Origin of the sequence: Cupriavidus sp. IDO (assembly GCF_000812465.1) — a bacterium.
GTDB lineage: Bacteria > Pseudomonadota > Gammaproteobacteria > Burkholderiales > Burkholderiaceae > Cupriavidus.
The window spans coordinates 71,479-84,849 of record NZ_JWMA01000022.1 but is presented as its reverse complement, the minus strand read 5'-3'; the positions used below and the strand labels follow the sequence as shown (position 1 = coordinate 84,849).

Below are 13,371 nucleotides of genomic sequence, written 5' to 3'. Positions count from 1 at the left end.
AACCATGCCAACAGAGGAGACAGACATGAACTGGACCACGCCCGCCTACACCGAACTGAGGCTCGGCTTCGAAATCACGATGTATATCGCCAACCGCTGAGCGTTAGCGGCCGAGGGCACTTCCCGGCTCGCATGCGCGCCGAGGTTGGCGACAAATCCCGCAGTCCGCTTGTTTGCTCCCCTCCCCCGCAAGCGGGAGAGGGAGCCCGCTAGCGGTAGCTGTTAGCGCATCGCCATTGGCGGAGCAACGACAACCACAGACATCCCGCACCATGACCACCATCCGGGTACTGGGCTCGGCCGCCGGCGGCGGCTTTCCCCAGTGGAACTGCAACTGCCACAACTGCGACGGCGTGCGCCGGGGCACCCTGCGTGCCACGCCGCGCACACAGTCCTCCATCGCCCTGTTCGATGATGGGGCCGAAGCCATCCTCGTCAACGCCTCCCCGGATATCCTGCGGCAGCTTCGCGACACGCCCTCGCTACAGCCCGCGCGCGCACCGCGCGACACCGCCATTGCGGGCGTCGTGCTGATGGACGCGCAGATCGACCACGTCACCGGCCTGCTGATGCTGCGCGAGCACCGCCGCGCCCTGCCGGTCTACGCCACCGGCACTGTCCTGGACGACCTTGGCGCCGCCTTTCCGCTCACCCGCATTCTTTCGCATTATTGCGGGCTGGAGGCGCACGCCCTGCCGCTGGACGACACACCATTTTCAGTGCCGCCGCTGCAAGGCGTGGCGCTCACCGCCGTGCCGCTGGAAAGCAAGGCCCCGCCCTATTCGCCCAACCGCCATGCGCCGCGCCGTGGCGACAATATCGGCCTGCGAATCGTCGACCGCCACAGCGGCCGCCGTGCCTTCTACGCCCCCGGCCTGGGCCGCGTCGACGATCACGTCTTCACGGAACTGCGCATCGCGGACGTAGTGCTCGTCGACGGCACCTTCTGGCGCGACGACGAAATGCAGCAGGCCGGCTTTTCCGGCAAGACCGCGGCCGACATGGGACACCTCGCCCTGTCCGGCCCCGGCGGCATGATCGAGATCCTCGACCGGCTGCCCGCCAGCCGCAAGATCCTTATCCACATCAACAACACCAACCCGATCCTGGCGGAGGACTCGCCCGAGCGCGGCGAGCTGACGCGGCATGGCATCGAGCTGGCGTATGACGGCATGGAAATCGCGCTATGACACATTCCACCGCGTGGAGCCCAGCGGAGTTCGAGGCGCGCCTGCGCGCCAGGGAATCCGGCTACCACATCCACCATCCCTTCAACCAGCGCATGGCGGCCGGGCAATGCACGCCAGCCGAGATCCGGGCCTGGGTGGCCAACCGCTTCTACTACCAGGCCTGCATCCCGCTGAAGGATGCCGCCATCCTCTCCAACTGCACCGAGCGCGACACGCGCCGCGAATGGGTCGTGCGCATCCTCGACCACGACGGCACCGGGACCGCGCCCGGCGGCATCGAGGCCTGGCTGCGTCTTGGCCAGGCCGTGGGGCTGGAACGCGACGCGCTGCTGGCCCAACGGCATGTGCTGCCCGCCGTGCGCTTCGCCGTCGACGCCTATGTTAACTTCGCGCGCCGCGCGCCGTGGCAGGAAGCGGTGTGCTCGTCGCTGACCGAAATGTTCGCGCCGGAGATCCACAAGGAGCGGCTGGCCGGCTGGCCCACCCACTACCCGTGGATCGAAGCCGCGGGACTGGACTATTTCCGCTCGCGCATCCCGCTCGCCCAGCGCGATGTCGATCATGGCCTGCGCGTGACCCTCAACCACTTCCGCACGCCGGAGCAGCAGCAGCGCGCCCTCGATATCCTGCAGTTCAAGCTCGACATCCTCTGGTCGATGCTCGACGCCATCCAGCAGGCCAGCCCATGACCACAAGCGCTCCAGACCTCGCCAGGCCCACGCTGCACCGGACCTTCCGCCTGCAATGGGAAGAGGCCCAGCAAAGCTGGGTCCTGCTGTATCCGGAAGGGATGGTCACCCTCAACGACAGCGCCGCCGCCATCCTGCAGCGCTGCGACGGCGGCCACACGCTCGACATGCTGATCGACGACCTGCAGACCGCCTTCGGCGTGCAGGGCATCGCACCGGAGGTACATGCCTTTGTCAAACATGCCATCGAACGCGGCTGGCTCGTCTGAGTCGGCTGCACAGCCCGGGCCGCCACTTTGGCTGCTGGCCGAGCTTACCTACCGCTGCCCGCTGCACTGCGCCTTCTGCTCCAACCCGGTGGACTATGCCAGCCACACCACGGAGCTCGACACCGCACAGTGGTGCAATGTCTTCAGCCAGGCCCGCGCGCTGGGCGCCGTGCAGCTCGGCCTGTCCGGCGGCGAGCCGCTGCTGCGCAAGGACCTGGAGGAACTGGTGCGGCACGCCCACGGGCTGGGCTTCTACACCAACCTCATCACCTCCGGCGTGGGCCTGACCGATGCCCGCCTTGCCGCGCTGCGCGAGGCCGGACTGGACCACATCCAGCTCTCCTTCCAGGACTCCACCCGCGAGCTCAACGACTTCCTCTCCAGCACCCGCACCTTCGACCTGAAGCAACGCGTGGCCCGCATGATCAGGGCGCACGGCTATCCCATGGTGATGAATTGCGTGCTGCACCGGCACAACCTCCCCCACGTCGGCGCCATCATCGAGATGGCGCTGCGGATGGGCGCGGAGTACCTGGAGCTGGCCAATACGCAGTACTACGGCTGGGCGTGGGAGAACCGGCTGGCATTGATGCCCACGGGGGAACAGCTGCGTGAAGCCGAGGCCGTGGTCAACGACTACCGTGCGCGCATCGGCAGGCAATGCCAGATCCTGTTCGTGGTGCCGGATTACTTCGAGCAGCGGCCGAAGAAATGCATGAATGGCTGGGGTACGACCTTCCTTGGCGTCGCGCCCGATGGAACTGCGCTGCCCTGCCACGCGGCTCGCATGCTGCCGGGGCTGGTGCTGCCGAATGTTGCTGCGCAGACGCTGCGGGAGATCTGGGTGGAGAGCGATGCCTTCCGGCGATTCCGGGGTACCGGGTGGATGCAGGAGCCTTGCCGTTCGTGTGACCACCGGGAGGAAGATTATGGTGGCTGCCGGTGCCAGGCGTTTCTGTTGACTGGAGATCCCGCTGCGACGGACCCCGTATGTGGGCATTCTCGCGAGCATGCCGCGGTCAGCGAGATCGTGATGCAGGGGAGCATGGCGAAAGCGAAGCCGATGGTGTTTCGTAGCGATGGGAATTCGTTGCGACTGGTTGGCCAGCGGCGCGAGACCTAGTGTCCTGAGTCGGAGATTCGTTGCAGAAATAAGTCTGTCGAGAAGGCGTGGAAGCCTAGGAACGAAGCGCAGCAAGGCTGGAGCCTTGCGAGCAGGAATACGCGGCGCTGATCAGGTCTGACCTGGCAAAGTGGGGCAAGGTGGTCAGGGAGGCGGGAATCCAGGCGGAATAGTGGCAGTTGCTGCTCCGCGAGGTTGAATGATGCAGCCTCCCGCTTGCGACGCCCCGCGCGCTTCTTATCGGTGAAGTAGCGCGAGGGCGCGCCGGCAGACGTTCTCGGCGGTGAAGCCGTATTCGCGCAGCATCACCTCTCCGGCCGCCGATGCACCGAAGCGATCTACCGCTAGCACCTCGCCACGCTCGCCGACATAGCGATGCCAGCCCTGCGAAACGCCAGCCTCGACCGCGAGCCTTGCGCCAACCGCCGGCGGCAACACGGCATCGCGATATTCCTGCGGTTGTTCGTCGAACAATTCCCAGCTCGGCATCGAGATCAGGCGCACCTTGATGTTCTGTGCGAGCAATTGTCGGTAGGCAGCGACGATCAGGCCGACTTCCGACCCACTGGCGATCAGGATCAGTTCCGCCTTGCCGTCCGCCGCATCGGCCAGCACGTATGCACCGCGCAGCAGACCATCGGCGGCAGCGAATTGCGTCCGGTCGAGTACAGGGACGTTCTGCCGCGTCAGTACCAGTGCTATCGGCCGGTCGCGTGTTCTTACCGCAACACGCCAGGCGCTCGCAGCTTCATTGGCATCGGCCGGACGCACCACGACGAGGCGCGGCACCGCGCGCAAGCTGGCAAGCTGTTCCACGGGCTGGTGCGTGGAACCATCCTCGCCGAGCGCGATGCTGTCATGGGTAAAGATGTAGACCACATGCAATCCCATCAGTGCGGCCAGGCGGATCGACGGACGCAGATAGTCGGAAAACACCAGGAAAGTCGCGCCGAACGGCAAGGTGCCGCCATGCGCCGCCAAGCCATTCATGATCGCGCCCATTGCATGTTCGCGTACGCCAAAATGCAGATTGCGGCCCGCATAGCTCCAGCCGCCCTCCGAGCCTTGCCGGTCGCGCGCGCTCGCGCCGGGGGGCTGAAAGTCCCCGAGCCCGATCAGCGCGGTATGCGTCGACGGATCAAGATCCGCCGAGCCGCCTATCAGCGTCGGTAAATGCGCTGCAATGGCGTTCATGACCTTGCCCGATGCCACGCGGGTGGCCATGCCTTTGGCGTCGGCGGGAAACTGCGGTATATCGATATCCCAGTCCTCCCGATGTGTGGCTACGCTTGCGCGAGCATCGCGCCTGTCCTGCATCAGTTGCCGCAACTCCGCCGCGAGTTCGGGAAATTTCGCTTCATAGGCGGAAAATCTGTCGTGCCACGCCTGCTCGCTCTTCTCTCCTCGTGCAAGCGCTTCGCGAAAATGCGCGCTTGCCTCCGCGGGAACGTGAAACGCCGGTTGCTCCGGCCAGCCAAGGTTCCGTTTGGTCAGGCGGACCTCTTCCGCGCCTAGTGGTGACCCGTGGGCCTCGAATGTGTCTTGCTTGTTGGGCGAGCCATAACCGATATGGCTTCGCACCAGAATCAGCGAAGGACGCCCGTTCTCGGCACGGGCCGCATCCAGCGCCCGCCCGAGCGCCGCGAGGTCATTGCCGTCGGGCAGTGCCTGCGTGTGCCAGCCATATGTGTCGAAGCGTCGCGCGCGGTCCTCGGTAAACGTCATGTCGGTACCGGCCGACAGCGTGATCCGATTGTCGTCATACAGGTAAATCAGCTTGCCCAGTTGCAGATGGCCGGCCAGCGATGCGGCTTCCGATGCGATGCCTTCCATCAGGTCGCCGTCACTGACGATTCCGTACGTAAAATGATCGATCACGCGGCAGTCGTCGCGGTTGTAACGCGCGGCCAGGTTCGCTTCGGCGATCGCCATGCCGACACCGTTGCCGAAGCCCTGACCAAGCGGGCCGGTGGTGATTTCGACGCCGGGCGCCAGGTCCCGTTCCGGGTGGCCCGGCGTGATGCTGCCCCACTGCCGGAATTGCTGTAGCTGTGACAGCGGAAGGTCGTAGCCTGTGAGGTGGAGCAGGCTGTACAGGAGCGCCGAACCATGCCCGGCGGAAAGCACAAACCGATCGCGGTCGAACCAGCGTGGATTGCCGGGGTTGTGCTTGAGGAAGCGTGTCCACAATACATAGGCCATCGGTGCCGCACCCAACGGCAAGCCGGGATGCCCGCTGTTGGCACGTTGCACGGCATCGACCGACAGAAAGCGTAGCGTGTTGATACACAAATCGTCAAGCGCGGGGTTGGTTCGAGATGCATTCATCTGGCGCCTCCTCGGTAGCTCGAGTTTTTCAAATCGGCGATATGCCCGATCCGCAGTCCGGCAGGAACACAACGTCATCGCGCGTTTTCATGTCGCCGTCTCATCCGTTACATGGCCATGCCGGTTGCCGCCGGTTGCAATGTCGCCGCCAGTTGCACCCGATTCTGCCGCATGGCGGGGTTGCCGCTCCCACAAGCGAAAGCCCCCCAGAAACGCATTGACGTTGTCGCCACGGCGGGACAGCAAAGGCAATTCCTTCCGACGTACGGCATTGCCACCACCCAGCACGATATAGTCGGGCAACAGCGCCGCGCGGAAGCCATCCACCACATCCACGACCTTGCGGCGCCACTTCTTGTTCCCCAGGCGCTGGCGGCTCCGCTCGCCGAGATCGTGCTCATAATTGCGTCCCTTTCCGTTGCGCAGATGTCCCAGTTCCATGGGAGCAATCACGCCGTCGAGGATAAGCGCCGATCCCAGCCCGGTGCCGAGCCCGAGAAATAGCATACGGCCGCCTTCGTAGCCGCCGAGAGCCTGCATCGCCGCGTCGTTGATGATCTTTACCGGACATCCGAACGCTGCCTGAAAATCGAAGCCGACCCAGCCCGAACCGAGGTTGTTCGGTTCGCGCGCGATCCGCTCGCCGAGGACCACACCCGGATAGCCGATCGAAACTGCATCGTAGTGCCAGCCGGCGGTGATCTCCCGTAATTTCTTCATCATGCGATCTGGCGTCATGTTCCGTCCCGACCTGAACGCAACAGCGTCCTTGTGGCCGGTAGCGACACACTTGACATGGGAGCCGCCGACATCGACCACCAGCACATTCAACTGTCTTTTTGATCGGGGAGCGCCATTATCGATGGGATTCATCTTGGTGTTTTTCCTTCCCCTTCTCGTCATGTCCGCCAAACTGCTTGCGCATCGCAGACAAGACCCGATTGGCGAAATCGGCATCGCCGCGCGAGCTGAAGCGTTCATAAAGCGCGGCACTGAGAACCGGCGCTGGCACCGACTCGTCAATGGCCGCAGCGATCGTCCATCGCCCCTCCCCGGAGTCGGAGACGCGGCCCGCATAGCCCTTCAGGTCGGGGCTGGCCAGCAGCGAGGCAGCGGTAAGGTCGAGCAGCCACGAGCCGATCACGCTGCCGCGGCGCCACACCTCCGCGACCTCGGCAAGGTCCAGGTCGAATTGGTAATATTCCGCCTCGCGCAGCGGCGCGGTTTCGGCATCCGCCTCGCGTGCGCGTTTGCCGGCGTCGGCGTTGTGCAGGATATTCAGGCCTTCCGCATATGCCGCCATGACGCCGTACTCGATCCCGTTGTGAACCATCTTTACGAAGTGGCCCGCGCCGTTCGGACCGCAATGCAGATAGCCATGCTCGGCCGACGTGGGAGTGCCAGTCCTGCCGGGCGTGCGGGATGCTGCCTCGACTCCGGGCGCAATACTCCTGAAAATCGGCTCCAGATGCCTGACCACTTGCTCCTCGCCGCCAATCATCAGACAAAAGCCGCGCTCCACCCCGAACACGCCGCCACTGGTGCCGCAATCGACAAAATGGATGCCTTTCTGCTTGAGCGCCTTCGCGCGTAGCAGGTCGTCGCGGTAATAGCTGTTGCCGCCATCGATGATGATGTCGCCCTCATCCATGCGGGCGCCCACCGCCTCGATCGTGTTGCCGGCCACGCCGGCGGGAACCATTAGCCACACCACGCGTGGCCTGGCCAGCTTCGCGACCAGTTCGTCGATCGAGGCACGCCCCTGGACACCGGCGCCGGCCATCTTCCTCACGGTAGCGGGATCCACATCGTAGACGTCGCATGTATGGCCATCCCTGGTAAGACGCTGTACCAAACTGGCGCCCATGCGTCCCAATCCGATCATGCCGAGGTGCATTTTTATTTCCCTCTCTGGATGAAGTGGCCCTGATTAATGCATTCTATTGAATGATTTCCGGTTATACGCTTCATCAGTGGTGCGACGACCGCTGCATTCGACGATCCACGCGCTAAAACAGGCGGCGCGCAAATACGAGCCAATATTGATGTCGCCAGGCAGCTGGCGTAGTCCGGCCAGCAAATGATGAGTCAGTGCCGGATAACGAGGAGAAAGAGAATATTCGACGTCGGCTCATCCAACCTGCCGACAGCCCGGAACCCGAATGCTCACCTTATGACAGACAGCATATTGAACGGTGGCAACGACTGACCTGCGACCAGCACCGCTTCTTCCGGATTTGACCGCTCCTCGGTGCGGGGGTTCGTGGCTCACGATGGATTGAAAATTTTTGATCGCTAAAACAGCGCTATCTTGTTATTCGGTAAGCCCGAAAATCTTTCCATCGGTAATGCTTTGGACTTCCAACCTTTTTGGATCGCAGCAATGTGGCTGCTTGCCAACATTGTTGTTGACTGTCCGCTTTCGGAAAATATGAATGTCGGCTCTGGGCCGGCAGCGATCGCGGAAGTCGGTGCGCGTCGAGACAGACCCCCACCCCGCAGATCGGCCAGGATCCAATAGAAGCCAAAAGACCGACATCCGACGGCAAACCCAGGCAGCCCACCCGGCCACCGCAGGATGTCGTGTCAAGCCAGCATGCGCTGGACCAGCCTGCTTCTTATCGTCAGTTCATCCGTCCACTGCTACCCAAGACTCAACACCCACTCCGCCAGCTTCCTGGCATCGTCCTCCCCAAGATTGCCGTGCGGCGGCATGGGAATCCGCCCCCACACCCCCTTGCCGCCTTCGCGGATCTTCGTGGCCAGCCGCCCGGCCGCCTCGGCGTCGCCCTTGTATTTGGCAGCCACTTCAGCAAACCCCGGCCCGACTACCTTTGCCTGCATGCCGTGGCAGGAAAAGCAGCCACTCTTATCCGCCAGCGCCTGCATATCGGGTGCCGCCCCGGCCCGTGCCGCGTACGACAGCGCCGAAGCGACGACCGCCAACACCAGAAATCCATGCTTCATACCTTTATCCCGCTGATTCACATTGCAACCGCGCCCGGCGCAAGCCGGCACGGCATGCCGTGCCGGCGCGCACCAGGCAGTGACATCGATGACCGGCTTCAGCTCTTGTGGAGCTTGAACACCCACACCGATCCGCCCTGCTCCAGGAAGTTCACGCGCTTGGCGACTTCACCGCCCCACAGCGGCACTGCACCGCCCCAGCCGGACACCACCGCGACGTACTGCTCGCCGTTGTCCTCCCAGGTGACCGGCGGCGCCACGACGCCGCTGCCGGTCTGGAACTGCCAGAGTTCCTTGCCCGTCTTCGCATCGGCTGCTTTCAGGTAGCCTTCCGGCGTGCCCCAGAACACCAGGCCGCCGGCCGTGGTCATGACGCCTCCCCACAGCGGAGCGTTGTTCTTGACTTCCCATACGATCTTGCCGGTCTTGGGATTGATGGCGCGCAGCGCACCGATGTAGTCCTCGTTCAGCGGGTGGATGGTAAAGCCCGCGCCCAGGAAGGCGGCACCCTTCTTGTAGCTGACGGGCTCATTCCAGATGTCCATGCCCCACTCGTTGGCGGGCACGTAGAACAGGCCGGTCTGCGGGCTGTAGGCCATCGGTTGCTGGTTCTTGCCGCCAAGGAAACCGGGCGCGGCAAATACAGACTGGCCCTTCTTCGGATCGCTGCCCCCGCTCGGGTCGCCGGGGCGGCCTTCATTGATGAAGTTCGGGCGGCCGGTCTTGAGGTCGATGCCGCTCGCCCAGGTGATCTTCCTGACGAAGGGGAAGGCATTGACCAGCTTGCCATTGGTGGCGTCATTGACGTAGAAGAAGCCGTTGCGGTCGGCCTTGCCGCCCATGCGCTTGCCGTCGAGGTCGAAGGTCACGAACTCGTTGACGCCGTCGAAGTCCCAGCCGTCGTTCGGGGTGTTCTGGTAGTGCCAGACGATCTTGCCGGTGGCAGGGTCGAGTGCCACCGTGGAGGCCGAGTAGAGGTTATCGCCCTTGCGGATGTGGCTGTTCCACGGTCCGGGGTTGCCGGTACCGAAGTAGACCAGCCCGGTCTGCGGATCATAGGTGCCGCCCAGCCAGGTGGCGGCGCCGCCGGTCTTCCAGGTCTCGCCGGGCCAGCTTGCGCCGGTGGTGCCGGTCACGCCGTTCTCGGTCTTGTTGCCGTCCTTGTCATACCGGTAGCCCATGTGGCCTTCCACCACGGGCCGCGACCACACCAGCTGGCCGGTTCTGGCGTCGCGCGCCTCGACCCGGCCCACCACGCCGAACTCGCCGCCCGAGACGCCCGTGAGCACCATGCCCTTGACGATCAGCGGCGCCGCCGTGTACGAATAGCCGGCCGCGTAGTCCTCGATCTTCTCCTTCCACACTACCTTGCCGGTCTTCTGGTCGAGCGCCACCAGCTGCGCGTCGAGCGTGCCGAAGATCACCAGGTTGTCGTAGAGCGCGGCACCGCGGTTCACCACGTCGCAGCAGGGCATGATGCCTTCCGGCAGCCGATGCTCGTATTTCCACAGCTTGCGGCCGGTCTTCAGGTCGAGCGCGTAGATGCGGGAGTAGGAGGCCGTGACGAACATCTTGCCGTCGTGGATCAGCGGCTGCGATTCCTGGCCGCGCTGCTTCTCGCCGCCGAAGGAGAACGACCAGGCCGGCACCAGCTCGCCGACGTTCTTCGTATTGATGCGGGACAGCGCGGAATAGCGCTGGCCCTGCGGGCCCATGCCCCACGACAACACATCGCCCGGCGTCTTCGCGTCGTTCTCGATCATGGCATCGGTTACCGACGTCTGCGCCGCCTGCGCGGCAAGACTCGCGGCGGCCGCCGCGAGCACCATCATCATTCGTAACGTCCTTAACGTCCTCATCGTCATCTCCTCTCCTGTTGTGATTCCCACCGGTGCGCCACTCACACCAGACAGGCAATTGGCAATTCCCATGCCAATGACATTCCCGCACTGACAGGGCGGCCACGGCGTCGCCACGCCTTTGCGGCAAACCGTTTGCCGATCGGGAGCGTTTCCCCACGCCGGAGGCATGGAACCTGCTCCCGGCCCCTCTGCCGGTTCGAACCAGGGCGCTACCCAACGCAGGCAGGCCCGCGAGCCATCCGGAGGAGATGCAAGATGCCAGCCAACCCGTCCACCCACGCCACCGCGATCGCGCTGGCCGTGGCCCTGCTGATCGCCCGGCCCGCTGTTGCACAAGAGGACACCGGTGCGCCAATCGGGGACAGTGCCGTGCTGCCCGAAGTGATGGTGGTTGCGGCCGCCCCGCTGCCGGGCATCGGCGTGGACAGCGATCTGGTGCCCTACACCGTCCAGACCGTGCGCGGCGACGACCTGGGCGGATCGCGCGCCGGCAATCTGCCCGACTACCTGGCCCGCAACCTGGCCGGCGTCAATGTCAACGACATCCAGGGCAGCCCATTCCAGACCGACATCACCTACCGCGGCTTCCGCGCTTCGTCGATCCCGGGCGTGCCGCAGGGCCTCTCGGTCTACCTCGACGGCATCCGCGTCAACGAGCCCTTCGGCGATGTGGTCAGCTGGGACATGATTCCCGAAGCCGCGCTGGAGAGCGTCTCGCTGGTGTCCAGCGCCAACCCGGCGTACGGCCTCAATACGCTGGGTGGCGCGCTGGCCATGACCACCCGCTCCGGCCTGGGCTCCCCCGGCTTCAAGGCGGACCTGTCCTACGGCAGCGGCAATCGCAAGCGCGCCGACCTGTCGGGTGGCGTACGCAGCGCCGAAGGCTGGCACGCCTTCGCCGCCGGCACCCTGTTCCAGGAGCAGGGCTGGCGCGACCATTCGGAGGGCCGTCTCGGCAGCCTCTTCGTCAAGGCGGGGCACGCCGGCGACGCCGACAGCTGGGACGTCTCGCTGCTGCACGGCCGCAGCAACCTGATCGGCAATGGCCTGTTGCCCAGCGTTCGCGCAAGTGGCAATGCCACGCTGCCGGGCCTTTACGAGAGCAATCCGCGCGCGGTGTACACCTATCCGGACCAGACCCGGAACCAGGTCACCCAGGTCGCGCTCAACGGCCGCCACTGGTTCGACGACAAGACCAGCGCCGCCGCGCTCGCCTACGTGCGCACCAGCCGACGCGACACCACCAACGGCGACGTGAACCCTGACTATGCGAACTACGCCGAAGACTGCGAAGACGGCTTCCTGGCGGACGGCAGCCCGCGCAGTGCCCGCTGCGGCTTTACCCGTGCCGAGGGCGCGGCGCTGCCGCCGGCCATCGTCAACACCACCCACATGTGGCAGCAGACCGTCGGCATGGCACTCAGCCTAGCGAAGGAAACCGAGAGCCATGTGATGAACGCCGGGCTGAGCCTGGACCGCAGCCGCCTGACCTATTCGCAGTACCAGCAGCCCGGCACCTTCACCGACGACCGCGGGGCAGTCGCCGACCCGGATGCGCCGAACGCGCTGTTCTCCGGCGTCAGCGGCACCTCGCGCACGCTCGGGCTGTACCTGTCCGACACGTGGTCTGTCACGCGCAGCACCTTCCTTACCGCCTCGGCAAGATGGAATCACGTCGCGGTCAGCAACACGCTGCGCAACAGCGACGGCTCCGAACAGCCGAACGAAAGCTTCACCTACGGCAGGCTCAATCCCGCCCTGGGCCTTGCGCAGAAGCTGGGCGCAGGGGTCACGGTATTCGGCGGCTACGCCCAGAACAACCGCGTGCCCACGGTGCTCGAACTGGGCTGCGCCGATCCGCAACAGCCCTGCCGCCTGCCTGCCGGGCTGCAGGCCGACCCGTACCTGAAGCAGGTCGTGTCCCACTCATATGAAGCCGGGGTGCGCTGGCGCCCGTCGAAGGACACTGACGTGTCTGCCACGCTCTACCGCATCGACAATCACGACGACATCCTCTTCCTGCGCGCGCCGAACACCCAGCAGGGATACTTCGCGAACTTCGACCGTACCCGCAACCAGGGGCTCGACCTGACCGTCCGGCAGCAACTGGGCAGCGTCACGCTGCGGCTCGCCTACAGCTACCTGCAGGCGACCTACCAGGCCACCGGGCAGCTCGCCGTGGGCGAGCGCACCATCAACATCCGGCCGGGCATGCGCATGGCCGGGCTGCCAACCCACACGGTCAAGCTCGGCGCGGACTGGCAGGCGCTGCCCGGCCTGACGCTTGGCGCCGACCTGGTGGCCGTATCCGGCAGCGTCACCAGCGGCAACGAAGACGGCCTGCGCAGCGACCCGCAGCCGGGCAAGGCGCCGAAAGCCGCGGACTGGGGCACGCCCGGCTATGCCACGGTCAACCTGCGCGCCGCTTACCAGGTGAACAAGCATTTCGAGATCTACGCGCGCGTGGCCAATGTGTTCGACCGCCGCTACGAGACCTACGGGCAAATCGCGAATGACATGTTCCCCAACGGCAATTTGCTGCAACCGCACGTAGCGCCGGCAGACAGCGCGAGCGCGCTCTTCGTGGCACCCGGCGCGCCGCGGAGTTTCTGGCTCGGGGTGACGTATCGCATATAACGCGGCACGGCGACGCACAAAATGCCACTTCGGGCACGGAGGCAGCGAGCGGTTCGACATCGCCCTGTCATCTTCCTGCGCTATATGCAGTACGGATCATCGAGACGGCGCCCTGGCCATATGTAACCGCAAATTCTCGTACGGAACCGGGCCTTCGCTGCCTCGTCAAACAATCTATCCGCCGGGGACGGTGTGCCGCACTGCAGCATGCACGCGAGCACTTGCCAGCACGTCAGCAAGGCAACGTCTTCTGCGGTATCGTTTCTCCTGCGCGGCGTCACGCGCCGTGCCAATCCCAGCAAACGC

At 64.8% G+C, this 13,371-nt stretch carries 11 protein-coding genes; 6 read left to right on the top strand and 5 right to left on the bottom strand.

Annotated elements, in window-relative coordinates; genetic code table 11:
• Positions 1 to 25 precede the first annotated feature (25 nt).
• The 5 genes from pqqA to pqqE all read left to right on the top strand — a co-directional run bounded on the left by pqqA (position 26) and on the right by pqqE (position 3,271).
• Positions 26 to 100, top strand: coding sequence for a pyrroloquinoline quinone precursor peptide PqqA (gene pqqA / locus RM96_RS07715; protein ID WP_009277446.1), 75 nt, complete (start codon positions 26 to 28; stop codon positions 98 to 100).
• 172 nt (positions 101 to 272) lie between these two features.
• Positions 273 to 1,190 carry a pyrroloquinoline quinone biosynthesis protein PqqB gene (pqqB, locus tag RM96_RS07710; protein ID WP_039009443.1) on the top strand — a complete coding sequence of 306 codons (918 nt, stop codon included), beginning with the start codon at positions 273 to 275 and terminating at the stop codon, positions 1,188 to 1,190.
• The gene (pqqC, locus tag RM96_RS07705; protein ID WP_039009442.1) at positions 1,187 to 1,879 is read left to right on the top strand and encodes a pyrroloquinoline-quinone synthase PqqC; all 693 of its coding nucleotides are present in this window, start codon (positions 1,187 to 1,189) and stop codon (positions 1,877 to 1,879) included. The genes pqqB and pqqC overlap by 4 nt, the downstream gene beginning before the upstream one ends.
• Entirely contained in the window at positions 1,876 to 2,148 is a 273-nt protein-coding gene (gene pqqD / locus RM96_RS07700; RefSeq protein WP_039009441.1) for a pyrroloquinoline quinone biosynthesis peptide chaperone PqqD, read from the top strand. The genes pqqC and pqqD overlap by 4 nt, the downstream gene beginning before the upstream one ends.
• Positions 2,120 to 3,271, top strand: coding sequence for a pyrroloquinoline quinone biosynthesis protein PqqE (gene pqqE / locus RM96_RS07695; protein WP_039009440.1), 1,152 nt, complete (start codon positions 2,120 to 2,122; stop codon positions 3,269 to 3,271). Before pqqD ends, pqqE begins: the two co-directional genes overlap by 29 nt.
• Before the next feature lie 237 nt (positions 3,272 to 3,508).
• Here the strand turns inward: pqqE and tkt are convergent, their stop codons facing one another.
• The 5 genes from tkt to RM96_RS07670 all read right to left on the bottom strand — a co-directional run bounded on the left by tkt (position 3,509) and on the right by RM96_RS07670 (position 10,431).
• Positions 3,509 to 5,599 (bottom strand): transketolase, encoded by a 2,091-nt coding sequence (tkt, locus tag RM96_RS07690; RefSeq protein WP_039009439.1) that lies wholly within the window; start codon positions 5,597 to 5,599, stop codon positions 3,509 to 3,511.
• An 87-nt stretch (positions 5,600 to 5,686) separates the two neighbouring features.
• Positions 5,687 to 6,472, bottom strand: coding sequence for an ROK family protein (locus RM96_RS07685; RefSeq protein WP_152624059.1), 786 nt, complete (start codon positions 6,470 to 6,472; stop codon positions 5,687 to 5,689).
• Positions 6,456 to 7,496, bottom strand: a complete 1,041-nt coding sequence (gene gnd / locus RM96_RS07680; protein WP_039009438.1) for a phosphogluconate dehydrogenase (NAD(+)-dependent, decarboxylating) — start codon at positions 7,494 to 7,496, stop codon at positions 6,456 to 6,458. Before gnd ends, RM96_RS07685 begins: the two co-directional genes overlap by 17 nt.
• A 746-nt stretch (positions 7,497 to 8,242) precedes the next feature.
• Complete coding sequence (locus tag RM96_RS07675; protein ID WP_039009437.1) at positions 8,243 to 8,566, bottom strand: c-type cytochrome; 324 nt, start codon at positions 8,564 to 8,566, stop codon at positions 8,243 to 8,245.
• A 98-nt stretch (positions 8,567 to 8,664) separates the two neighbouring features.
• Entirely contained in the window at positions 8,665 to 10,431 is a 1,767-nt protein-coding gene (locus tag RM96_RS07670; protein ID WP_052279370.1) for a PQQ-dependent methanol/ethanol family dehydrogenase, read from the bottom strand.
• Between the two features lie 252 nt (positions 10,432 to 10,683).
• Here RM96_RS07670 and RM96_RS07665 point away from each other — a divergent pair, with 252 nt between their 5' ends.
• Positions 10,684 to 13,065 (top strand): TonB-dependent receptor, encoded by a 2,382-nt coding sequence (locus tag RM96_RS07665; protein ID WP_039009436.1) that lies wholly within the window; start codon positions 10,684 to 10,686, stop codon positions 13,063 to 13,065.
• The last annotated feature ends 306 nt before the right edge of the window (positions 13,066 to 13,371 follow it).

Coding starts and splice junctions, on each gene's coding strand:
- pqqB (WP_039009443.1), top strand. CDS start 273: ATGACCACCATCCGGGTACTGGGCTCGGCCGCCGGCGGCGGCTTTCCC.
- pqqC (WP_039009442.1), top strand. CDS start 1,187: ATGACACATTCCACCGCGTGGAGCCCAGCGGAGTTCGAGGCGCGCCTG.
- pqqD (WP_039009441.1), top strand. CDS start 1,876: ATGACCACAAGCGCTCCAGACCTCGCCAGGCCCACGCTGCACCGGACC.
- pqqE (WP_039009440.1), top strand. CDS start 2,120: ATGCCATCGAACGCGGCTGGCTCGTCTGAGTCGGCTGCACAGCCCGGG.
- tkt (WP_039009439.1), bottom strand. CDS start 5,599: ATGAATGCATCTCGAACCAACCCCGCGCTTGACGATTTGTGTATCAAC.
- RM96_RS07685 (WP_152624059.1), bottom strand. CDS start 6,472: ATGAATCCCATCGATAATGGCGCTCCCCGATCAAAAAGACAGTTGAAT.
- gnd (WP_039009438.1), bottom strand. CDS start 7,496: ATGCACCTCGGCATGATCGGATTGGGACGCATGGGCGCCAGTTTGGTA.
- RM96_RS07675 (WP_039009437.1), bottom strand. CDS start 8,566: ATGAAGCATGGATTTCTGGTGTTGGCGGTCGTCGCTTCGGCGCTGTCG.
- RM96_RS07670 (WP_052279370.1), bottom strand. CDS start 10,431: ATGACGATGAGGACGTTAAGGACGTTACGAATGATGATGGTGCTCGCG.
- RM96_RS07665 (WP_039009436.1), top strand. CDS start 10,684: ATGCCAGCCAACCCGTCCACCCACGCCACCGCGATCGCGCTGGCCGTG.